The sequence below is a fragment of the Candidatus Thiodiazotropha sp. AKAK3 genome (assembly GCF_058244645.1).
The window spans coordinates 137,502-160,174 of sequence record NZ_JBSYOQ010000059.1 but is presented as its reverse complement, the minus strand read 5'-3'; the positions used below and the strand labels follow the sequence as shown (position 1 = coordinate 160,174).

The 22,673-nt window shown below is 49.8% G+C and carries 23 protein-coding genes; 10 read left to right on the top strand and 13 right to left on the bottom strand.

Annotation, left to right across the window (positions count from 1 at the left end; all coding sequences use genetic code 11):
- Window positions 1–219: 219 nt before the first annotated feature.
- Window positions 220–615 carry a DUF4398 domain-containing protein gene (locus tag AC4IE7_RS15275; RefSeq protein WP_490777716.1) on the top strand — a complete coding sequence of 132 codons (396 nt, stop codon included), beginning with the start codon at window positions 220–222 and terminating at the stop codon, window positions 613–615.
- A gap of 40 nt (window positions 616–655) precedes the next feature.
- Complete coding sequence (locus tag AC4IE7_RS15270) at window positions 656–1,489, top strand: OmpA family protein (protein WP_490777715.1); 834 nt, start codon at window positions 656–658, stop codon at window positions 1,487–1,489.
- A 564-nt stretch (window positions 1,490–2,053) separates the two neighbouring features.
- Here AC4IE7_RS15270 and AC4IE7_RS15265 read toward each other — a convergent pair.
- From AC4IE7_RS15265 to cysC, 4 genes are all read right to left on the bottom strand, one after another.
- Window positions 2,054–2,713 carry a PEP-CTERM sorting domain-containing protein gene (locus AC4IE7_RS15265; protein ID WP_490777714.1) on the bottom strand — a complete coding sequence of 220 codons (660 nt, stop codon included), beginning with the start codon at window positions 2,711–2,713 and terminating at the stop codon, window positions 2,054–2,056.
- Between the two features lie 188 nt (window positions 2,714–2,901).
- Complete coding sequence (locus AC4IE7_RS15260; protein WP_490777713.1) at window positions 2,902–3,924, bottom strand: AI-2E family transporter; 1,023 nt, start codon at window positions 3,922–3,924, stop codon at window positions 2,902–2,904.
- A gap of 15 nt (window positions 3,925–3,939) precedes the next feature.
- The gene (locus tag AC4IE7_RS15255; RefSeq protein ID WP_490777712.1) at window positions 3,940–4,338 is read right to left on the bottom strand and encodes an asparagine synthetase; all 399 of its coding nucleotides are present in this window, start codon (window positions 4,336–4,338) and stop codon (window positions 3,940–3,942) included.
- 58 nt (window positions 4,339–4,396) lie between these two features.
- A complete protein-coding gene (gene cysC / locus AC4IE7_RS15250) occupies window positions 4,397–5,005 on the bottom strand; it encodes an adenylyl-sulfate kinase (protein WP_490777711.1) in 609 nt (202 codons plus the stop codon).
- A gap of 233 nt (window positions 5,006–5,238) precedes the next feature.
- Between cysC and AC4IE7_RS15245 the strand changes: the two genes are divergently transcribed.
- Window positions 5,239–6,438, top strand: coding sequence for a TraB/GumN family protein (locus tag AC4IE7_RS15245; protein WP_490777710.1), 1,200 nt, complete (start codon window positions 5,239–5,241; stop codon window positions 6,436–6,438).
- A 21-nt stretch (window positions 6,439–6,459) separates the two neighbouring features.
- On the opposite strand, the gene AC4IE7_RS15240 is transcribed toward AC4IE7_RS15245, so the two are convergent.
- From AC4IE7_RS15240 to AC4IE7_RS15230, 3 genes are read right to left on the bottom strand one after another with little or no spacing between them, the layout of a single operon-like run.
- Window positions 6,460–6,597 (bottom strand): hypothetical protein, encoded by a 138-nt coding sequence (locus AC4IE7_RS15240; protein WP_490777709.1) that lies wholly within the window; start codon window positions 6,595–6,597, stop codon window positions 6,460–6,462.
- A gap of 33 nt (window positions 6,598–6,630) precedes the next feature.
- Window positions 6,631–7,857 (bottom strand): multifunctional CCA addition/repair protein, encoded by a 1,227-nt coding sequence (locus AC4IE7_RS15235; protein ID WP_490777708.1) that lies wholly within the window; start codon window positions 7,855–7,857, stop codon window positions 6,631–6,633.
- Window positions 7,857–8,324 (bottom strand): DUF4124 domain-containing protein, encoded by a 468-nt coding sequence (locus AC4IE7_RS15230; RefSeq protein WP_490777707.1) that lies wholly within the window; start codon window positions 8,322–8,324, stop codon window positions 7,857–7,859. Before AC4IE7_RS15230 ends, AC4IE7_RS15235 begins: the two co-directional genes overlap by 1 nt.
- 487 nt (window positions 8,325–8,811) lie before the next feature.
- Between AC4IE7_RS15230 and AC4IE7_RS15225 the strand changes: the two genes are divergently transcribed.
- Window positions 8,812–9,135 carry a PilZ domain-containing protein gene (locus tag AC4IE7_RS15225; RefSeq protein ID WP_490777706.1) on the top strand — a complete coding sequence of 108 codons (324 nt, stop codon included), beginning with the start codon at window positions 8,812–8,814 and terminating at the stop codon, window positions 9,133–9,135.
- Window positions 9,136–9,321: 186 nt separating this feature from the next.
- Here AC4IE7_RS15225 and AC4IE7_RS15220 read toward each other — a convergent pair whose 3' ends face one another.
- Both AC4IE7_RS15220 and AC4IE7_RS15215 read right to left on the bottom strand, forming a co-directional pair.
- Entirely contained in the window at window positions 9,322–9,516 is a 195-nt protein-coding gene (locus AC4IE7_RS15220) for a hypothetical protein (protein WP_490777705.1), read from the bottom strand.
- A 96-nt stretch (window positions 9,517–9,612) separates the two neighbouring features.
- Window positions 9,613–10,080, bottom strand: coding sequence for a c-type cytochrome (locus AC4IE7_RS15215; protein ID WP_490777704.1), 468 nt, complete (start codon window positions 10,078–10,080; stop codon window positions 9,613–9,615).
- 124 nt (window positions 10,081–10,204) lie between these two features.
- Between AC4IE7_RS15215 and AC4IE7_RS15210 the strand changes: the two genes are divergently transcribed.
- The 4 genes from AC4IE7_RS15210 to AC4IE7_RS15195 all read left to right on the top strand — a co-directional run bounded on the left by AC4IE7_RS15210 (window position 10,205) and on the right by AC4IE7_RS15195 (window position 17,829).
- Window positions 10,205–14,059 (top strand): DUF3683 domain-containing protein, encoded by a 3,855-nt coding sequence (locus tag AC4IE7_RS15210; protein WP_490777703.1) that lies wholly within the window; start codon window positions 10,205–10,207, stop codon window positions 14,057–14,059.
- Between the two features lie 148 nt (window positions 14,060–14,207).
- Window positions 14,208–17,027 (top strand): phosphoenolpyruvate carboxylase, encoded by a 2,820-nt coding sequence (ppc, locus tag AC4IE7_RS15205; protein ID WP_490777702.1) that lies wholly within the window; start codon window positions 14,208–14,210, stop codon window positions 17,025–17,027.
- A gap of 263 nt (window positions 17,028–17,290) precedes the next feature.
- The gene (locus AC4IE7_RS15200; protein WP_490777701.1) at window positions 17,291–17,530 is read left to right on the top strand and encodes a type II toxin-antitoxin system ParD family antitoxin; all 240 of its coding nucleotides are present in this window, start codon (window positions 17,291–17,293) and stop codon (window positions 17,528–17,530) included.
- Window positions 17,527–17,829 carry a type II toxin-antitoxin system RelE/ParE family toxin gene (locus tag AC4IE7_RS15195; RefSeq protein WP_490777700.1) on the top strand — a complete coding sequence of 101 codons (303 nt, stop codon included), beginning with the start codon at window positions 17,527–17,529 and terminating at the stop codon, window positions 17,827–17,829. Before AC4IE7_RS15200 ends, AC4IE7_RS15195 begins: the two co-directional genes overlap by 4 nt.
- 95 nt (window positions 17,830–17,924) lie before the next feature.
- Here AC4IE7_RS15195 and AC4IE7_RS15190 read toward each other — a convergent pair whose 3' ends face one another.
- A complete protein-coding gene (locus AC4IE7_RS15190; RefSeq protein ID WP_490777699.1) occupies window positions 17,925–18,122 on the bottom strand; it encodes a manganese efflux pump in 198 nt (65 codons plus the stop codon).
- Window positions 18,091–18,363, bottom strand: coding sequence for a manganese efflux pump MntP (locus AC4IE7_RS15185; RefSeq protein ID WP_490777698.1), 273 nt, complete (start codon window positions 18,361–18,363; stop codon window positions 18,091–18,093). Before AC4IE7_RS15185 ends, AC4IE7_RS15190 begins: the two co-directional genes overlap by 32 nt.
- Window positions 18,364–18,547: 184 nt before the next feature.
- Between AC4IE7_RS15185 and AC4IE7_RS15180 the strand changes: the two genes are divergently transcribed.
- Both AC4IE7_RS15180 and AC4IE7_RS15175 read left to right on the top strand, forming a co-directional pair.
- On the top strand, window positions 18,548–19,123 hold the full coding sequence (locus tag AC4IE7_RS15180; protein ID WP_490777697.1) for a phage integrase N-terminal SAM-like domain-containing protein: 576 nt from the start codon (window positions 18,548–18,550) through the stop codon (window positions 19,121–19,123).
- Between the two features lie 507 nt (window positions 19,124–19,630).
- The gene (locus tag AC4IE7_RS15175) at window positions 19,631–20,959 is read left to right on the top strand and encodes a CAP domain-containing protein (protein ID WP_490777696.1); all 1,329 of its coding nucleotides are present in this window, start codon (window positions 19,631–19,633) and stop codon (window positions 20,957–20,959) included.
- 44 nt (window positions 20,960–21,003) lie between these two features.
- On the opposite strand, the gene AC4IE7_RS15170 is transcribed toward AC4IE7_RS15175, so the two are convergent.
- Both AC4IE7_RS15170 and AC4IE7_RS15165 read right to left on the bottom strand, forming a co-directional pair.
- Window positions 21,004–21,693: a hypothetical protein gene (locus tag AC4IE7_RS15170; protein WP_490777695.1), complete on the bottom strand. Its 690-nt coding sequence runs from the start codon at window positions 21,691–21,693 to the stop codon at window positions 21,004–21,006.
- Between the two features lie 499 nt (window positions 21,694–22,192).
- A complete protein-coding gene (locus AC4IE7_RS15165) occupies window positions 22,193–22,630 on the bottom strand; it encodes a bacteriohemerythrin (RefSeq protein WP_490777694.1) in 438 nt (145 codons plus the stop codon).
- Window positions 22,631–22,673 lie beyond the last annotated feature (43 nt).

Genomic DNA, 22,673 nt, shown 5'->3' with positions numbered 1-22,673 from the left:
ATAGAGTTGCATTGGTTATTCTCAATCTGAGGTATACTTACCTGGTGTGAATCTGTTCGCGCCAGTATAAGATCAGAGACACTCATTACAGGTGTGGCTTTTTTGTAAACCAGATCTCACTCAAAGAAAGCGTGGTTGACGGATAAGCCAAAGCCTCCAATAATCGATCCACAATAAAAACTACCAGACTGCCGAATCTAAACAATAAGGAATGTCGTCATGCTGAACTCTCTATTATCAAATTGGCGGGCGTTTAAGTTCCCCGCAATCATTACCCTGATTTTCATTGCAATACCGGGGTGCAGCTCTGCTCCCAAGCCTGTAGCTGAAATCTCAGCCGCTGAAACAGCCCTTATTGCTGTAGAGAGCGATGAGGCCTCAAAACATGCCCCCGTACGGATGGATCGTGCACGACAAAAGCTAAAACAAGCCAGGGCGGCGATGGCCAAAGAGAACTACAGTGAAGCCAAAAGACTTGCTGAAGAGGCTCAGGCTGATGCAGAACTGGCTCAGGCAATCACCGCAAAAGCGGAAACAGACATGGCCGTCAGCGAACTCGAAAACAGCATCAAGGTGCTACGTGAAGAGATCATGCGTGCCAGAAAAAGGCAGTGATAGATCCATTTAAAAACAAGATTTATAGGGAGTACCCGCCATGTCCCGGATTTTTTACAGTTTATTGATCTTTGCTGCCCTTGCGATAGTGCAAACAGGTTGCAGCACCATTCAGAAAAACCAAGCCCTTACTGACGCTGAGCAAGCCTTTGCAGAAGCAAAACAGGATGAACAGATTCTGCAGTATGCCTCAACAGAGCTTGAGAGAGCATCGAAGGCGCTGAACCGAGCAGCTTCTGCAGAAACAGAAGAGGATATGACCTCACTCGCCTATGTGAGTAGTACCCGCATTGAATCAGCCCGTGCCATCGCCGCACGAAAAGCGGCCAATGCCAGACTTCAGGAGCTTGGGGATGTCAAAAACAAGGAGCGACTCAAGGCACGTGAAATAGAGATTCAACTCGAGCAGCAGGCAAAATCGCAGGCCCTTCGTGATAAAGAGGCCGCTCTGTTGGAAAGAGAGAGTGCCTTGGCAAAGGCTGAAGCGCTTCGCCGTGAACTTGAAGAGTTACAGGCCCTCAAGACCGAGCGCGGCATGGTCATGACCCTGGGGGACGTGCTTTTCTCAACAGGTAAGACCGAGCTTCTTCCCGGCGCAATGAACACCATCGATAAACTCGCTGCGTTTCTACAGGAGTATCCTGAAAAAACAGTTTTAGTCGAAGGACACACAGATAACGTAGGCACTGATGAATTCAATATGGATCTCTCTGAAAGACGGGCCCTATCGGTAAAAGAGGCGCTGATCCAGGTCGGTGTCGATGCTTCAAGGATTGATACACTTGGCTTGGGTGAGACCTCCCCCATCACCGACAATTCAACCTCTGCTGGACGCTTGAAGAATCGTCGGGTGGAGATAGTCATTCGCGACTGATTGCTTTTTTGGTGGGGCCCTGCCCCACCAAAAGGCTTATATTAGGATTTAGCTAACGCAAAGAAAGTTTCGATTGTTGGAAATTCCGGCTCAGGAAAATCTACCCTATCCAGAGTGATTGGAAAGGCATTAGAAATTGAGGTTTTCACTGTAGACAAAATCTATTGGCAGCATGGATGGAAGCAAACACCTCACGAAGAATCTAAGAAAATTCATGATGCATGGTTGAATTCGGATTCGTGGATTATAGATGGTGTTGGGCACTGGGAAGAGATGCAACAAAGACTACTTCAATCTAAGGGAACAACCATTACCTGCGGGCTGCGCCTTGCACTCACGGCTTGAGCGGCTTTCTAAATACAGGGTTTATATGACGCACCACACTAGGGTAGGGTGGGGCCATGCCCCACCAAATGCCATCTTGAAACGAAAGGTGCAGCAGGGCTGCACCATAGGGATTCCAGATTGAATATTTCTTTTTAGGAAGACAAAAAAAAGCCGCCTGTTAAGGCGGCTCAATGATGGAGTTCTAAAGGAGGAGAACTTTCAACATAAAACTTTAGGCTACTTCTTTTTACGAGCGAGTCTGCTGGCACCAATACCAACCAGTCCAAGTCCAAGAAGTGCAATCGTGCTGGGCTCAGGTACGCTGACCTGGAAATTCTGAACAACCTTGTCACCACGCTCGACGACATCAACCATAGGTGCATTGAAATCCTGACCAATGAAGATGCCAGTCGCTTCAACCGGTGAAGTGCTCGGCGTTAGGTCAGTAAAGTTGGTGCTCCAAAGGCTGAAGTTCAGCACTGCATAATATTGGGTGTTAAGTGAAAAATTGAAACCGTCGTAACCGGATCCTGCAAAGCCATCAAAGTTGATGAAATCTTCAATACCGCCTACATCCTGGAACACATAGGTCGCATCACTCTGTCTGGATTCGAAACGAACATCGACAACGCTACCACTAGCAAGGTCGGTGAGGGCTACTTGGCCACCCCAGTCACCACGAAGCACTGTACCAAAATCATTACCGGTCCAGCGAACAGCCCATTCATCATAGGTGTCGTTGCTCCAGATGTAGTAGCCAGCAGCATTGCTGGCAGCACCACCAGGATTGGTGCGGAAGTCGGCCGCTGTTTCGCCACTATAGATAGGCAGCGCCTGGGTCACAGTGGATAAGCAAAGAGCAGTGAATGCCAAAGCCGATAGTATGATTTTTTTCATGACTCTTAAACCTCAAAACAAAATACGTCGTGTTATACCTGGACTCTTAAGCATTCTGCATGCCAATATTTTTAAGTCATTGATTACATGCAGAATAAAACTTAAATTCCTGGTAAGGTTTTAAGTCAATGTAAATAATACCGACACCCAGCAGCTCTCTATAAAAGGGGGGTGTGGCTTGATCAGAGTTAACCTAACATTGCCGCGTAACCCCGTGTACCGGGATTGCTGTCGAGGACAATCTTCATGGTCATAGTTAAAGGAACTGAGAGAAACATGCCTACTGGCCCTAAAATCCACCCCCAGAAGACCAAGGATATAAAGACAATCAATGGCGACAATCCAAGCCCCTTGCCCATAAAACGGGGCTCAATGCCATTACCTACCACGCTGTTGATAATTAAATAACCCACAGCTGTCCATACAGCCAGCTGGGGGCCCAATTGAATAAGTGCCAGAAGTACTGCTGGCACAGAGGCAATGATTGAACCTATGTTGGGTACGTAATTGAAAAGAAATGCCAATGTGCCCCATAGCAGTGGATAGTCCACACCAAGAAGTGCCAGCAATACCGCCACCAAAACGCCAGTCAACAGACTGGTCGAGGTTTTAATCACCATATAGCGCTTAATACTGGATGTGATTGCCTCTACTCTGGCAAGTGAACGCTCAGGACTCTCGGCATGATTTTTTAATTTGGTCTGAAAGGAACTCGCTTCAAAAAGCATGAAAATAACAGTGATCAGAATCAGGAAGGCCTGTGTCAGTACATTCCCCAGACTACCCATCAAACTACCCGCCAATGCCATTGCTTTAGAGGGATCAAAATAGGTTGTCATGGCATTCAGCTTCAGCTCGATACCCTGCTGCCCCAGCCAAGCCACAAATTTGGCACTTTGCTGCTTCAGCACCTCCTGATAGCTTGGAAGATTAGCGGTAAAGTCATCCAGCGAGCCACCAACCAGCCACGCAAGCATCAGACCAATAACAATAATCATCCCCACCACTGAGACCATCGCCAATCCACCAGGAACCCCTTTATCTTTTAGATAGAAGAGTGGTGGGGCCGCAATCACCGCAATGAACAAGGATAGTAAAAATGGGATAAGCAGTGTTACGGCTGCTTTCATACCCGCCACGATGACTACGAAGGCAGCTGCAGAGAGGAGAAATCTGGTGGTAGGCGAGAGCGCGTGATATTCCTCATTCATAGCCTTCAGGTGCCTCTATTTATACTCTGGAACCGGACTGTATAAATGCCAGGTCTCTGCCTCTTCGTCATAGCGCCACTCCTGTTTATCACTAACCTCTCTAAGTACCTGGGTATCCTGAAAAACAAATTGGATGATGACTGTTTGAATAGCCAGATCCTCACCAAGCATGGTAGGACCCTGTACCACTTCATAGTGGGTCACCTTGAGATTTCTGGATACAGGTTTGTACTCTTTATCCTTGTGCTCAGGGGGGAGGAAATTGTGCACCTGCTGGCCCGATGTCCAACGCACTGAAGCCTCATAACGACGTAGAACATTTTCCAGGGTTTCAGCCCGCTTGTGTTCACCCAATGTCTGACAAGCTGTCAAGAGGATGAAAAATGGGATAAGGAAATATTTTAATCTAATCACAGGCCGGCTCCTAAATACATTAGCCTAAGATAATTCAGCGTATCTATGAGAGTCTCATCTATACCACACGGTTGGGAATTACACCCCTCTGCTCCAGGGCCTCAACAATCTCACTGACACAAGCCTCCACCTCTTTATTCGCCGTTTGTATGGTGATCTCTGGTTTAACAGGTGGCTCATAGGGAGATGAGATTCCTGTGAACTCCTTGATCTCTCCGGCTCTCGCTTTTTTATAGAGCCCTTTTACATCTCGTGTCTCACAGACCTCCAGCGGACAGTCGACATAAACCTCAATGAAATCCCCATGGGGGAAGAGGCCCCGGGCTCGATCCCTATCTTCACGGATGGGTGAAATAAAAGCTGTCAGTGATATCACACCGGCATCGACGAAGAGCTTTGCCATCTCACCGATACGGCGAATATTTTCAGTACGATCCTCCACACTGAAACCAAGATCCCGACAGAGTCCATGACGTACATTGTCACCATCAAAAACGTAGGTACGACATCCCCGCTGAAAAAGCTCCTCTTCCAGTGCGTGAGCCAGGGTCGATTTTCCCGATCCAGACAAGCCGGTAAACCAAAGTAGTTTAGCCCGGTGTTTATTCACTTTTTCCCGTCGTTCCCGGGTGACTGTAGCTTGGTGCCAGACGATATTATTTTGCATTGAGATCCATCTTTCCTGATTGGAAGAAAACCATACCGCGTAAGTTAGCAGAGATGATATTTATTTGTAAGCTCAAGACATTCAACCTCCGCAACTACCCATCAACACTGACATAGCCATGTTCAGTCCAAGTGTTCCTGACAAACCACCTCGAAACCTTTGGATTTATCCGCCCTCTCACTGAGCAAGACTGATACAATGAGCGGCTTTTACAACAACTAAAAAACGACACCATGGAACAAACTGACCGGGAACCCATAAAGGAAATCCTTCTGGGAGAAAGCAAAATCACCCTTCTGGGGACAGCCCATGTCTCACGAAGCAGTGCTGAGAAGGTTCAGGAGCTGCTGAACTCCGGTGACTATGATGCCGTCGCGGTAGAACTCTGCCCAAGTCGGTTCAATGCACTGATCAACCCGGATGATCTGGCAAAGATGGATCTGTTCAAGGTGGTCAAACAGGGCCGGGTGATGATGGTGATGGCCAATCTCGCCCTGGGCGCCTATCAGCAAAGGCTCGCCAACCAGTTTGGCATCGCACCTGGTGCTGAGCAAAGGGAAGCGATACGCATAGCTCAGGAATCGAACCAACCCCTGTTATTGATCGACCGGGAAATCAGCACCACGCTGAAGCGGGTTGCCGGAAACCTCTCCTGGTGGAAACGTCTGACTCTGTTTACCGGACTGCTAGCAAGCATCCTCTCAAAGGATGATGTTACAGAAGAGGAGATCGAACATCTCAAAGAGGGAGATATTCTTGAGACCACATTTGCAGAGTTTGCAGAGGATCGCCAGGATCTCTATCTACCTTTGATCGACGAGCGGGATCGCTATATGGCGGCACGACTCAGGCAAGAGATCGAAGAGCAGGGTCATGAGAATCTGCTGGTCGTCATCGGCGCAGGACATATGAATGGTATTGCCAACTATCTCCAGCAATCCGATCAAACCAACCCCACAGAAACCATTTCACAACTCGAGCAGGAACCCAAGCCCAGTTCCTGGCCTAAACTGATCCCCTGGCTGATTGTCGTTTTGGTGTTGAGCGGATTCGCTATCGGCTTCAGCCGCAGCCCCGAACTGGGTTGGGAGCTTATCGCTGATTGGGTGTTGATCAATGGTGGCCTATCCGCCTTGGGCGCACTGCTGGCAGTCGCCCACCCATTGACCATCCTGACCGCTTTTCTTGCGGCCCCACTGACTTCACTCAATCCGGCGGTAGGTGCCGGCATGGTGACTGCCATGGCAGAAGTATTTCTTCGTAAACCCACTGTGGCCGACTTCAGTCAATTGCGAGACGACACCACCAGCGCCAAGGGTTGGTGGCGAAACCGGGTCTCCCGGACACTGCTGGTATTCCTTTTCAGCACAATCGGCTCGGCTGCAGGCACCTATATTGCGGGCTTCAGGATATTTGGCCGTCTGGTTGATTAAGGCTGGATTTCTACTCGCAGATCATTTTGCTGAGAAGCTCTCAGCAAAATGGTATCCGGTTTTTTTCACACCTTCCCGCTCATAAAAGCGGTGCGCGTCCAGTCTCTGCAGCCCTGAGTCGAGATGCATCTGTTCGCATCCCTCTCTTTCGACTTCCATTTTCAATTTCTCTATCCGTCTCGACAACTCTAATCATAACTGCTGTTTAACCGAAGACATTACTGTTTTAATTTGCTCAATACGTGCTCGGCGAATCGCCTCACCAAGCAGTGGACCAACAATGCCTTTTGGAAAATCACCCGGCACCACTTGCAGAGCAGCCTGATAGGCGCTGATCAGATCCTTTGCCTGGGGATAAGCGCGTTGTTCAAACCCTTTTCGGCCCTGGAAATCTGCCGTACAAACGATAATAAACCATTCAAGGTTCTGCGGTTTTCTAAATGCATCCAACCCTTGCAGTAACTGCAAGATTGTTTTCGGCCTCAGTTCATATAGACGGTGAAGATGGGTATGGAAAGTTGCACAGCGCTCAGCCAGGTCACGAAAACCAGCTGGTGCTTTAAGGCGCTTACAGAGAGACTTTATAACTTTTGCTCCCCGCATCTCATGCCCATGGTGACTCGGCAGAATATCCTTGGATGTAGTTGCCTTACCCAGGTCATGGGTCAGGGCAGCAAATCGAACCTCCAGGGCATCACTCAAACGACAAGCCGTTGCCAGCGCCATCATAGTATGAACCCCGCAATCCACTTCAGGATGCCAGTTTTGAGGTTGAGGAATCCCCCAAAGTGCGTCTATTTCAGGAAAAATATGGCGCAAGACGCCCATCTCTCGCAAACACTCAAAGAAACGTTGCGGCTGTACCTCGGCCAGAGACTTCACCAGCTCCTGCCAGACCCGTTCAGCAACCAGGTTATCCAGCTCTCCCGCCTCAGCCATCGATTGGACCAACTGTTTTGTCTCAGCTGCCACCTGAAAATTGAGGTCGCTGTAGCGGGCCACAAATCGGGCCAGTCGAAGCACCCGTATCGGATCTTCCCTGAATGAATCGGAGGCATGGCGTAACAAGCCATTGTGTAAATCTTCAACACCGTTAAAGGGGTCGAACAGTTGCCCTGACTCATCCTCAGCAATGGCATTGATGGTTAAATCGCGACGACCAAGATCCTCTTCAAGGGTAACACCTGGCTCGGCGATGACTTCACCACGCTGATGGTGTTGTGTTCTGCGTGCGCGAGCGAGTGCATACTCTTCATGAGTTTCTGGATGGAGAAAAACTGGAAACTCCTGACCAACCTGACGATATCCCAAAGCTTGCATATCTGCTGGGGATGCCCCAACAACCAAATAGTCTCTTTCTGTAACGACTCTACCTAGTAGCCGATCTCTGACAGCACCACCAACAAGATAGATCTGCATCAGTAACCACGTAGCGACTTGTAACGTTTTCTCGCCTCTTCCAACTCCTTCTCAGCTTTTTTTACACGCTCGTAGTAATCAGGCTTGATGAAACTCTTGCCCCCCTGCAGGGTTTGGCGGTCATCATCACCAATCTCCTGCATTTCACTGAGTCTCTTCTCAGCCTCTTCAACCTCTTTCTTAGCCTCGCCGAGTCGCTCCTTGCCTGAAGTCTGTGCCTCAAGTCGTTTTTCCCGCGCCTCCTCCATCGCTTTACGGATGGCTTTATTGCGTTCCATGGCTTCGCTGATCGACTCTTCAGAAGGCCCAGGATGTATTTCGATCTTCTCGACTTCAGATGGGTTGGCCGAGGGGGAGTCGGTGTAGGTAATATTGCCCTCCTCATCCACAGTACGAAAAACCTCAGCCTGTAGAGTCAGCGGGACGACCACCATTGCGATCAGTACTGGATAGAATTGCTTGACCATAATAGTTCCCTTATTCGGGTGACCTCTCTAATGGTTAGACATCAATTAGATGATATTTTCGCATATCACAATAGACAGCATCATCTGTTTATACGTTCTAATCAATGGGCAAATAGAAGAATTGCTCTCAATCAGTAGATGAGAGCCAGGCGGCGACTACAACTACTCCGACAGGCGATGATCTGCTCAGTAAGGCCAGAAAAATCGACTGTTCCGGCCTTTTGCACTATCGCTGATGCAAACCCAGGAAAAAAAAGCCTGAATTTAGGTTTAAAAGATCCACTTTTGTCCTCCAAGCCTGATAAATTATGGCCCAGGTGATCCAAACTACTGGATAGCTCTTTGTATAGAACAAGGTTCCAGTTATGACTCAACCTAAATAGGTGACAGCTGCTAAGCTAAGCAACACGCCTATCGATACCAATCGATCGGCTATTCAGGCAGCTTGGCAGAATACCCTAGCCTTCACTTTCGGGGAGACTTTAGCATGAATGACTTTTCAGAAAAGCGCAGCTTTTATCGTATGGCTGTGAATGGCCCGGTAAAATTTCGAGTCAATGGGGACAGTAAAGTATCGACCGGCAGTGTTATCAATCTGAGTAGCAGTGGCCTGCTTATCGCCTCTGAGGAAGAGGTACCGGTCGACAGCCATATGATCGTTCAGATTATCCCCACCCAGGCAATCACCCCACCGCTGACAGCCGAGGTCGAAGTCGTGCGAGTCGAACCTGATAGCCAATTTGGGAATCAGATTGCCTGTCGCATGGTGAAACTTCTGGCGGATAATGAGGCTGGACCCGAATTCTCTTGATCTAATAAATGCAGCCTGGATGAAGCGCAGCGGAATCCGGGATAACATGGATCTTTCATGAATGGTACTTACTAATCAGATATAAGTAGGGCAGGATCACACTCTGCACGTGATAAAAGCAGGAAACAAACAGAGGGAGAGAGATCCAGCACCCCGGATTCCGCTACGCTCCATCCAGGCTACGGACTAGGCAGTAGCCTGCCAACTCACAGCAAGTAGCAACAACAGAGCATCAGCCGCATCCTGAGGAGTAACATTACCAACCCCTACAGGCACTTCGAAACTTGCCACCACCCTCACCAGTTGATCCACTTGACTTCTCGGTGGGGCATGGCCCCACCCTACGCCTATACGGACAGGTAGGGTGGGGCCATGCCCCACCAAAACCTGCTGAAAAGCGCCACCTGACAGGCGTCGTTGCAGATAAAGTCAGTGCCATTCAGAACCTACCCTGGATTCCCCACCAAAGGCGAGCAATCAGTTTTTATACTTTTTATGGCAGGCCTTGCAGCTCTTGCCCGCTGCCTTCAATGCCTCACCCATTTTTGACTTGTCACCGTTTTGTGCAGCGTCATTCAAGGCTTTGGCAGCAATACCCATTTCCCGATATTTATTTTCAAAATCCTCAAAATCCATCCAGATCTCTGCCAGGGCATCACTCTCTTCAGATTCTGAATCCTCAGGAAAACCTCTCATCAGATTGAGTTTAGAGGCAGTTGCCAGCTCCTGGGCATGCTCAGCAAATTGCTTTTGATCATAGCTGGTTTTACCCTTCATCATGTCCCCCATCGCTTTCATGTTCCAGCTGAAGACATTCATCACCCCTTGTCGATACTCCACCGCCTTTTCCACATCCCCTGCAATAGCTGGTGCTCCGCTGTGGAAGAGGATAAAAGATGCACTCAAACCTAAGGCACGAGTTAAAAGTCTATTCTTGCTTTTCATTGGTCGACCCCTGTAAACACTTAAAAGTTTTGATTATTGAAAAAAACTATACTTATAAAGTAAAGACCCATTGTTCTTTTGGGTTACAATAGGCCGCTTCACCCCTGGAAAACGCCTGCCCTAGATGAACATGCAGCCTACTGCGCGGATTCGAGAAATCCCATATAACTATACCTCCTTCTCTGACCGGGAGATCGTTATCCGGTTCCTCGGAAAACCGATGTGGACTCTGATCGAAGAGTTGCGCGGCACACGCCGCACCGGACGCTCTGCTCGCATGTTGTTCGAGATTCTGGGTGATATGTGGGTCGTCAGCCGCAATCCCTACCTGCAAGATGACCTTCTCGACAATGATCAGCGCAGACAGGCTCTGATCGATGCGTTGAATCATCGTCTGGTCCAGTTCGAATCCCGGGCCAACAACAACCAGCAAGCACTGCAGCTACATGCCGCCACCCGCCAGGCTGTGGATGATTTTGCCAAACGCTTTGTGGATCTGATTGAGCTGCGACGTCTCACCCGCCGCAACATGATCGGACTGACCCGGCCTGACAATATCGACTTCAGCGGATTGGCAAGAGTCTCTCACGCTACCGATGCAACAGATTGGCGTGTCGAAATTCCTTTTGTGGTTATCACTCCAGACACGGAAGAGGAAGTGGCGCCGATTGTTAAGGCTTGTCTCGATTCTGGCCTGACACTGATCCCCCGCGGCGGCGGTACAGGCTATACCGGCAGTGCGGTTCCTCTCGACCCTCACAGCGCTGTAATCAATACAGAAAAACTCGACGGGATTGGAGAAGTCGAGAGGATTGATCTGCCTGGCGTTGCAAACCAGGTGGCCACGATTCAGGTTGGCGCCGGGGTTGTCACCCGCCGGGTCTCTGAAAAGGCGGATGCCCAGGGACTCGCATTTGCTGTCGATCCCACATCCCAGGACGCATCGACCATCGGTGGCAATATCGCAATGAACGCCGGCGGTAAAAAAGCGGTTTTATGGGGAACCACTCTCGACAACCTGGCCAGTTGGCGCATGGTCACGCCCAATGGCGAGTGGCTGGAAATCGAACGCCTGAACCACAACCTCGGCAAGATAGACGAGCAGGAAGAGGTCAGCTTTCTACTCACCCGATATGATAGCAGTGGAAAAAATACCCTTGGCGAACCTCAACAGCTCACCATGCCCGGTCGCTCATTCCGTAAAGCCGGGCTAGGAAAAGATGTCACCGATAAATTTCTCTCCGGCCTGCCCGGTGTGCAGAAAGAGGGTTGCGATGGACTGATCACCTCGGCACGTTTTGTTCTCCATCGTATGCCGGAGCAGGTACGAACACTTTGCCTGGAGTTTTTCGGTGCCGATATCGGCAAAGCAGTACCTGCGATTGTCGAACTCAAAGAGTATCTCGACCAGCATCAAGAGGTTCTGCTGGCTGGTCTTGAGCATCTCGATGAACGCTACCTCAAGGCTGTCAAATACTCCACCAAAGCAGCCAGGCGCGAGCGACCAAAAATGGTACTGCTCGCTGACCTGGTCAGTGACCATGTTGAGCTTCTGGAGACCGCCGCCAAAGAGGTGGTGCGAATGACCGAAGCCCGGGAAGGGGAGGCGTTTATCGCCAGCAGCCCTGAAGCACGAAGAAATTTCTGGCTCGACCGCTCACGCACCGCCGCGATTTCCGCCCACACCAACGCCTTCAAGATCAATGAAGATGTGGTCATTCCACTGGATAAGCTGGCTGACTACAGTCGAGGCATTGAGCGCATCAACATCGAGGAGTCGATCAAGAACAAGATCGCAATCGCTGATGAAGTCCTGGCCTACCTGGTTGGTGACCACTCACTTCGTAAGCCAGATGGTGATTTTGAGGCAAGTGATGAGAACCGCTCCATACTGCAGGGCAAGCTCGATCTGGCTCAACAGGCGGTACAGCAGGCAAAGCAGCGCTGGCAGACCTTACTGGCCCAAATCGAATCCCCGGCCAAGGATCACATCGAGTTAATAAATGGTACTTCGAGATCCCTGCTACAAGCCGGAGACCGGTTGCTGGATCTGTTACTTCGAAGAGATTTCGTGGTCTCCTACAGGGAGGAGATTGCCTCCCGACTCGATGAGATTTTTTCCGGACAGGAGGTCAAACGGCTACGCCTTGCGATGCGGGAGATCCACACCCGGTTACGTGACTCACGCCTGTTCGTAGCACTGCATATGCATGCCGGTGACGGTAATGTTCACACCAACATTCCTGTCCACTCAGATAACTACGCCATGTTGCAGCAGGCAGACAGGATCGTTGATCGAATCATGCAACTGGCCCTGAGTCTGGATGGGGCCATCTCTGGTGAGCACGGTATTGGGCTGACCAAGCTGCAATACATGGAGAGAGAAAAACTTGAAGCCTTCGCAGCCTATAAGCAGCAGGTCGATCCCGACAGTCGCTTTAACCGGGGTAAACTGATTGCCGGTGCAGATCTGGAGTTGGCCTATACCCCCTCTCTGAGATTGTTGGAACAAGAGGCTATCATTCTCGAAGAGAGTGAGCTGGGCACCCTCAATGATGAGATCAAACACTGCCTGCGCTGTGGCAAGTGCAAGCCGGTATGCATGACCCACATACCCAGAGCCAATCTGCTCTACTCCCCACGAAACAAGATTCTTGCAACCGGCCTGATCATCGAGGCATTTCTCTACGAGGAGCAGACCCGCCGTGGTGTCTCGATACAGCACTTTACTGAAATGAATGATGTTGCTGACCACTGCACCATCTGCCACAAGTGTGAAAACCCCTGCCCGGTGAATATCGATTTTGGCGAGGTCACGACATTGATGCGTAAGATCCTCATCGATCGTGGCAAAAAGCGTTTCAGTCTCGGTGCCAAAGCCGCGATGACCTTTCTCAATATGACCCACCCCACCGCCATCCGCTGGATGCGCCGCGGTTTGGCGGAGTGGGGCTTCAAAGGCCTCAACCTGGGTCATAGCATTGCCGCCAAAGCGGGACTGCTGAAGGCCAACAATCAACCACCTGCTGCTACCACTGGCAATCCGAAGCCCCAAACTCTGCTGGTGGAGATGCTGCAGAAACCGATCCGTGTCGAACCTCCTAAGCAGACCCTGCGGGATGTGCTCAAGCTGGAAGATACCCAGTCTGTGCCGATCCTGCGCAATCCTAAGCTGGTCTCTGAAGAGAGCGATGCGGTGTTCTATTTTCCCGGTTGCGGCTCTGAAAGGCTGTTCAGTGAAATCGGTCTCGCGACTCTGGCGATGCTGACAGAACTCGGCGCTGAAACCGTACTTCCTCCTGGCTATCTCTGTTGCGGCTATCCACAGACCGCAGCTGGACTCCATGCCAGGGGACGACAGATCACCACCGAGAACAGGGTGCTGTTCCATCGCGTTGCCAATACCCTCAACTATATGGATATCAAGACAGTACTGGTCTCATGCGGAACCTGTATGGATCAGTTGCAGGCGTATCAGTTTGAGAAGATATTTCCTGGCTGCCGCTTACTCGATATTCACGAATATATGTTGGAGAAGGGGGTCGCTCTGGATGGCAATCAGAGCACCGAATACCTCTATCATGACCCCTGTCATACCCCGATCAAACACTACAGCCCATTGAAAGTGGCCTCTGAGTTGACCGGCAAGTCGGTTCTACTCAGCGATCGATGCTGTGGTGAAGCTGGTACCTTAGGCACCAGTCGCCCCGATATTGCCAACCAACTCCGCTATCGCAAGGCAGAAGAGCTGGATAAGGGTATCCAGACACTCTCAGCTCAGCAGCCTGGACGACCGGAGATCAAACTACTCACCAGTTGCCCGGCGTGTCAGCAGGGCCTCAGTCGCTATACCGACCAGACTGGCCTCAAACCCGAATATCTGGTGCTTGAAGTGATGCGCCAACGCAACGGCGATCAGTGGCAGCAGCAGTTTATCGATCAGTTGATGAAAGATGGTATCGAGATGGTGCTGGTCTGACCCAGCGTGGCAGATTGGCTAAGCCAGTCTGTACTTCAAAAAGTCTCTGCGCTCGAGCAGAGATTCCATGTGATATGAAGGGTGTCAGGCCTGCTGCTGATTCTGCTACTGTTTGAGTCAGAGTTTGCCTAATTGAATCGAGCCCCCAATGACAGATAATTTTACTAAAGCCTGTGTTAAGCATGATAAAAATCTACGCAGTCGAGTGCGTCTCCTCGGTGTTTTGCTGGGGGAGGTGTTACGTGAACAGGTGGGTAAGGAGACCTATACCGTCGTTGAGCGACTACGCAAAGGCTATATCAAGCTACATAAGCGACATGACCCGGCCCTCTATGATCGACTCACCCGACTGATTCAATCCCTGCAACCTGAAACACTGAGTGCAGTGGTACGCGCTTTCAGTATCTATTTTGTGCTGGTGAATATTGCCGAGGAGGCGTTTCAACATCGGCAGAGACGTCGTATCGCCGGCAAAGGCAGTGAACTTTGGGAAGGCTCCTTCGACCACACCCTGCGCGAATTTCGGGCTGATAACATTCAACCGCAGCAGCTACAGAGCATCCTCGATGATGCAGCTTACATTCCGGTATTCACTGCCCATCCGACAGAATCCAAACGGCTGGTCATCATGAATCTGCTGCGCCGTATCTTTCTCACCAGTGATACCCTGGATGCCCCCAAGCGGCGGCTGGAGCAGCGGGAACAGACTATCCGCTCCCTGAAGACACAGATACAGACACTATGGAAAACGGAGGAGGTTCGGGCGGTACGCCCCGAAGTGCGGAATGAAATTAGACTGGGCCTGCACTATTTCCAGAGCAGCCTGTTTGATGCCGTACCCCAGGTATTCCGACGCCTACAGGCCGGTATCGAACGCATCTACGGCAAACATCCCGACTATCACGGTATTCAGCTCTCCCCCTTTATTCGTTTCGGATCCTGGATCGGCGGCGACAGGGATGGCAACCCCTATGTGACCCCCGAGGTCACACGACTGGCCCTTGGGCTGCAGCAGCAGACCATACTGCGTGAATATATACGACGCATCGACGGTTTGATTGCTGAACTGACCTTCTCCAATCGTTTCTGTACCCCAAACTGGCCATTCACTGAGAGCCTTAAGGCTGATAGTGAACTCTGCAAACAGCTGTTTTGTGATAACCCCAGACGCTTCGAAGATGAACCCTATCGCCGCAAGCTCTATATCATGCGCGAACGCTTGCGCCTGACACTACCCTCCTTTGAATCCGAGACGGAGGATGTCGCCAAAGCCCACCCAGGTGCCTATGCCAATGAACAGGCCTTTCAAAGGGATCTCAAACTGATCTCCAATTCCCTCTTGAGCCATGGTGACGGCGACGCCGCAGAGTGCGCTCTACAGGACTTGATCCATTTGGCCGAAACCTTTGGTTTCTACCTGACCTGCCTCGATGTTCGTCAGGAATCAACGCAGCATACCAATGCCGTTGCTGAGATCCTCAAAGCCAGTGGAGACACAGACGAGTATCTACAACTCGATACCTCAAAGCGTCTCTCGTTACTCGATCAAACGATAACCAATGGACTCTCAACCCTACCTGTCAGAGACCAGCTTTCCCAGGAGACTCAGGATATTCTGGCTGTGTTTGATCTGATTGCCGAGACGCAGAAACGGGTCAGCCCTAATGCGATTGGCCAATATGTCATCTCTATGACCCACCAGGCGAGTGATATTCTGGAAGTGGCACTACTTGGCGGTATGGCCGGCCTGTTAGGCGTAGAGAATGGCACCTGGTTTTGTCGACTCGAGATCTCCCCACTGTTTGAAACCATCGACGACTTGAAACGCAGTGAAAACATTCTGCAACAGCTCTTCGCCAGCCCCTGTTATCAACAGCTGCTAAATGCCAATCGTCGACGCCAGGAGGTCATGCTTGGCTATTCCGATTCGGCCAAAGACGGTGGCATCATGGCCTCGGCATGGAATCTCTATCAGACCCAGAAGCGCATCATTGCTCTGGCCAATCGCGAGAAGATACGCTGTCGCCTGTTTCACGGCAGAGGCGGTACTGTAGGCCGGGGTGGCGGCCCCACTCATCAGTCGATCCTGGCACAACCAAAAAACACCGTAAATGGTGAGATCAAATTTACCGAGCAGGGTGAAGTCCTATCCTACAAATATGGCAATCAGGAGACTGCGATATTTGAGTTGACCATGGGTATAACCGGCTTGATCAAGGCAAGCCAAGGGCTGGTACGTCATGTCAAACAAGAACGAGAGAGTTACGCTCAAACCATGCAGGAGATCGCTCATTTCAGTGAACAGCGATTTCGTAAACTGACCGAAGAGACCCCCGGTTTTCTCGACTACTTCTATGAAGCCACACCGGTAAACGAAATTGCACTGATGAATATCGGTTCTCGCCCCTCCCACCGAACCAAAGGCAATCGATCCAAATCCTCAGTACGTGCCATAGCCTGGGTATTTGGCTGGGGCCAGTCGAGGCAGAATCTGCCAGGCTGGTACGGTATAGGCACCGCTCTGTCGAAGTGGCACAAAAACAAACCGGGAAGGGTGAAACAGCTACGTACCATGTACCAGGAGTGGCCCTTCTTTCAGGCCCTGCTGAATAACGCTCAGATGGCCCTCTCCAAAACGAATATGACCATCGCCAGGAAGTACGCCAATCTCTGTCTCGATAAACCGAGCCGCAAACTGATCTTTAATGAGATCGAGGCTGAGTATGATCTAACCTGCAAGGAAATTCTCTCAATTGCGGAGATAGACGAACTGCTGGATGACTCACCAATCCTGCAGAAATCGATCCGCCGGCGTGACTCCTATCTCGACCCTCTGAACCACATTCAGCTTGAGTTGATAAAACGATATAGACACAGTGGCCTCAGTGAAGAGGAGAAGGAGCTGTGGTTGACGCCACTACTGCGCTCTATCAATGCAATATCAGCAGGATTGCGTAATACCGGATAGCGCCTAATTTCAATCTTCAACAGAGTATCTTAGAGTAACTCCCCTCTCCCCTTGCGGGAGAGGGGCCGGGGAGGGAAAGATTCGATATCAACTTCTGTATTGCGACCATAGACGACATTAGGGTGAAACTTACTACTTCCGGAAAGCGGACATTAACGCCGCAATTAGTGGCAAACGGAGCAATGCGTAGTGCGTCCGCTAGATTGCCTTGTTATGAGTTTTATACCATAATTTGGTATATATTGGTATAACTGAGGTGAAACATGGCTAAAAACACTAGTATTACACTTGGCGAACACTTTGATGGGTTCATTACACACCAGATTGAAAGCGGCCGTTATGGCTCTGCAAGTGAGGTGATACGCGCTGGATTGAGAGAGCTTGAAGATAGAGAGCATAAACTTGAAGCATTGCGGCAAATGTTGACTGACGGTGAGGAGAGCGGGAGAGCTGAGTACAGCTATGATAAGTTCATCGCCGAGCTGGATGATGATAGCAAGTGAGTACATTTACATTAACACGGCGTGCTAAAGCTGATTTGAAAGCCATAGCGAAGTTTACGGAACAGCACTGGGGGCGTACACAACGGAACGTTTACATTAAACAGTTTGACGATACGTTTCATATGCTTGCAGACACCCCATCTATTGGCAAAGAGTGTGGTTATATAAAGCCGAACTATCAGAAATTCCCTCAAGGCAGCCATGTGATTTTTTACAAAACAAGCACTTCAGAAGAAATTGAAATAATACGTATACTTCACAAAAGTATGGATATTACTTCCAACCTCATTGACTCATAACGCCAGCCATAACCGGCGGCAAAAAGCGCAACGCAGCGTAGCTTTTTGGCATCCGAGTTTATGGCATTGTTGTGTGTTTGATTCATGGCCGAGATTCAAAAGAGTAAAATTTTAAAGCCAATCGCGATCAATATTACTCCACCTAATAGCTCAGCCTTACTCTCAAGCCAGACTCCACTCTTGACGCCTACAAATACCCCTGCCCAACTGAATAGAAAAGTTGTTGCTCCAATTATACCGCAGGCTATGAGTGGATTAACGTCAAGCAAATTTAGAGTGAACCCTGCTGCCATTGCATCTATTCAATAGCAAAAGGAAAAATGCAATCCAATGGGCGTAACTTTCAACCCAACCAATAACACCTTTCCCACCAAAAAAACCGATTAGAGGCATCAATCCTTGAAACAGTCCGAAATAAGTCGAAGCAAGTAAGGCTAGTGTTTTCGTCTTCTTGGCATTTTTTGAGCCTAGCCCCACTGATATAGCAAAAGCATCCATACTCAGTGCTATAGCCAAAATTAGCACTTCAAGCATTAAATATTCTCATACTCGTTGCTCAGCAGTTTTTTACACATAACAGCTTTATTAACGAGACCCCGTGTCTCGTTATACATTTATAGCAAGACCTTTATATAACACTTTAATTGACAGAATATCAATGAGTTAGATTCATGGCGTCTCGTTATACATTCTCAGCAAGTCGTGACAGTGGCAAACTATGGATTTCGGAGGAAAATCATGGGGTCAGCCAACTGAATCCCGTAAGCCACGCTTACTTGATCAGGTACGAATCGCCTGTCGGCAGAAACATTTCAGTCACAGAACTGAAAAGACTTATGTCTACTGGCTACGCCAGTTCATCCTATTCAATGGGAAGCGCCATCCCAATGAGATGGGCAAGCAAGAAATCGAGGATTACCTCAATCACCTGGCTTCCCGACGAAATGTCTCTGCCAGTACCCAATCAGCTGCCCTCAATGCGATAGTTTTCCTGTATCACATTGTTTTGAAACAGGAATTACCTGAGTTAGACAATCTCAGACGGATCAAACGCTACAAATCCATTCCTATGGTGATACCGGCGCAAGAGGTGTCGGCCGCCTTCGCGCTGATGAGCGGTACTACGCGCCTGATGGCAGAACTCATCTATGGAACAGGAACGAGAATCCATGCGTGTATAACCCTCCGGGTCAAAGACCAGGTCTGCTTGGGTACAGAAAAAAATCTTACGCTTTCCCGCCATCAATGGTGCGGCAGGGCCGGCACCCTACGACGTATGCGACACCCTCCGTAAAGGAAAGGGGCTTGTAAACGATCTCCCAATTACACACATGTGTGCTTACTTATGGGTGTTTGAGAGTTAAATTGTGAACTCGCCCTATTTTTACACCGTTTAATCCTCTAGTTTCAAACATCGCAGCCGACACTTTCTCGTGAGTGCCCTTGTCTCAATGCAAAGGATGGCTGGGTCATTGACTGGCACACGGGTTCTAGTGTGGTGCGCCATATTAATCGACGATTCTAGAAGCCAGCTCAGGCCAGGAGACAAGGCGCAATGCGCAGGGAATGGCTTGCCCTTTTCAAGCATTGCAACGCAGTATCCTGGCCTGAGCTGGCTTCCCTTCGGGCGAGACGCTAAGCGGTCATCCGCGTTGCACCCCAAGGGCACTTCCTTTGGGGCGTTGCGAGCCTTGGATAGGGCCTGCCATTCCCGGCGGCACGCGCCTAGCGGCTGACCACTTAGCGTCTCGCTAGAATCGTCGATTAGTATGACGCACCACACTAGCTACTGGTTACTCTTATGTCTCTTAAAGAAATTATTAAGCCTCTCTGTCTGTCGTTATTGATCAGCCTCACTTTTATTGCCTGTGGTGGTGGTTCCGGAGGTGATGATCAAAGTACTCAAACCACACCGGAAGAGAACACTCAGGATGATCCTGCCGATGATGGCAACACCACCACCCCGGATGAGACAACGAATCCAGATCAAGGTGACAGCGCACCAAACCCAGATGATGACGCTACCCCACCAGTAGATGAAGCCACCCCACCGCAAGCGACCAACCAGCCTCCGGTAGCCAATATTACCGGAACTCAATCAGTCACCTCTGGTGAGACAGTGACTCTTGATGGTTCATCTTCCGATGATCCGGATGGAGATACACTCAGTTTCGTCTGGAGCCAGACCCAAGGCACCCCCATCAACCTTGTTGATAGCAGCAACCCGACCCTCAGCTTTATTGCACCTGAGGTGACTCAAACCACCACCTTAGGCATTCAGCTGAGTGTCAGCGATGGTGAATACACTTCAATCTCGGCCATCGGAATTCAAGTGTCGCCTATGGCTGACTCCACAGCCCCGTCAATTACATCCCAATCACCGCTGCCTGATGCTATCGGGGTTTCCACAACAACTACCATCAGTGTCAGTTTCGATGAGGCATTGGACGAAAGCCTGATCAACAATCAAAGCCTGCAAGTCACGCAAGCAGGCAATGATGTTGCTGGGACAGTCAGCTATGACAACAACTCAGAGACCCTTACACTGACCTTCGACGCGGCTTTGCTGGCCGATAGCAGCTATAGCGTTACCCTCGGAACAAATCTTCAAGATCCCAGCGGCAATCAGGTTGAGAATAGTAGCTGGAGTTTCACTACCGGCTCGGCCTACAACCTGGGCGCCACATCCCAGGCAACCATTGACCTATGTATGAATGAGAGTGACAAACTGATGCTTACCCTGGTTAATAATGCCCGGGCAGTTACCCGCTCCTGTGGAGATACCGAATATAAGGCTGTTGAGGCCATAGCCTGGAACTGTCTGCTTGAAACTGCAGCACAGAACCACTCCACCTCGATGGCGGACAACGATTACTTCAGCCATACGGGCCTGGATGACTCAAGCCCTGGCGACCGGATAACTGCAACGGGTTATAGCTGGCGCACCTATGCAGAGAATATTGCTGCCGGATATGCTGATGAAGAGGCGGCAATGACCGCCTGGCTGGAGAGTCCGGGTCATTGTGTCAATATTATGAGCAGTCGGGTGACTGAGCTGGGAGCAGGAGTTTCAGAAAACCCAGCTGCCCAGTATCGGATCTATTGGACTCAGGATTTTGCAGACCAGTAATCAGCCCCGGCTGTCCAGAATTTAAATTGGTGGGCTATTTGCGATCAGGCATTGAGTCCATCACTCTCCAGTGAATCGAGCAGCCCCTGGAGTGTCTCAAAGCGGGCTTTCGCTTTTTCCCAGGCGTCATTCTCTTGCGCAAACAGAAAAAAGGCCTCACCCAGTCGGCAGATTTCTGCCAATTGAGTGGGGTCAAACAGGGTTATTGCTGCCTCGAACTCACTCTGCTCTGCACTCAGCAGAACGGGCAGTAATTCATCTTCATTGATCAAGGATTCAGGATCGAGAAGATCCGCTACCAGAGTGCTTTCGAGTAGTTCGAAATGGGTCCTACGTGCCGCCTCCTCCTGTTGGAGTTCACGATGTGCCAGGGTGTCGTTACCCGCACCCTTCCATACGGCACGCATGATCACCTCAACGAGTTTTAAAATCGCATCCTTGTTCGGGGTTTGGTCATCTGCCAGTCGGCAGGCAGTCTCATAAGCCTTATCCAGACGCTCCTTAAGCTCCAGGATAACGTCACTCTGCTCATGTGGGCCCAGGGCCACTGCTTCACCCACTAATTTACGCAGGCCTTCAATATAGGCCACCAACTCTTCGTGATCCAAACGCTGGGCTTCGGTCAGTTGCTCTTGAGTCAGTTGGCGAAGAGGCTCTTGAAACAGGGGGTTCTCATACTTGCGCATCAAGTGGCGTTCAAAGCGTCCTGGAAGTTCACTAAACAACAGATTCATATTGGCTTGTACTCTCGGAAATATGTGCTATTTGTACCATGAAAGCAGGCTCGATTGGCAACTTCAAAACCTGCCAACCGGGCTGAGCAGGTGAACTTGGAGCAATCCTGGGGTAACTGACTGAATCAGAACTTACGGCAACAAAAGCGTATTCCGACATTCACACTTCTGTCTCTTTTTTTGTAGGAGCTCTTTAAAACCTTTCAGTTCATTGACTTAAGTCAGTTTAAATCACAAGAAGAATAAATACCCTGTCTCGTGCAATGTTATTGCTGGTCTCGTGAGTAAACAGCTTACTAATCAGTCTAACTCAGTGAGACTAACGTTTGGTCAGTGTCAACTTTGGAGGACAACGCCATGTTAGGTAGTGATAAAGCAATAGTCGGCGCACTAGCAATCCTGATTCTGGGAATCGTAATCTCAGTATTGATTGGCTAACCGCAAAGGAGGGCGGAGGTCAGTGAATGGCCCCGCTCTCCCTAAATTTCTTACCAAAGTCTCAGTCATTAATCCGTGCCAGAAATTGGGCAGTAACACTATCCATACTCTTCACGTGACCATCAAACCAATTTCGCCACTCCACAAAGACAAACTTTACCAGTTCGTCCAGATCCCGTTGTTTCAACCACTGCTCATATAGACCCTGGATAAGCGCCAAAACCTGATCATGCTCACCTTTATGTACAGGGTAGGGCGGAAAACCGTGCTCTGCCATCAGTCTGTTTTCCCTCTCAAAATGTTCGCGGGTATGTACAATCCACTCCTCAAGGCAGAGATCAATGGCCTCATAAACAGAGCTCTGCTGTAAACCTTCCAGTAATAAACCACCCAATCGATTGATCAGATCGACCTCTTCTCTATGAACCTGGTTCATGATTTCCAGATCGACAAGAGGCATCTGATCGGGAACAACGATAGGTAATTGATATTCACTCATATTGGGCTAATCATAGTGAAGGAGAGTTTAAACAGACATGATT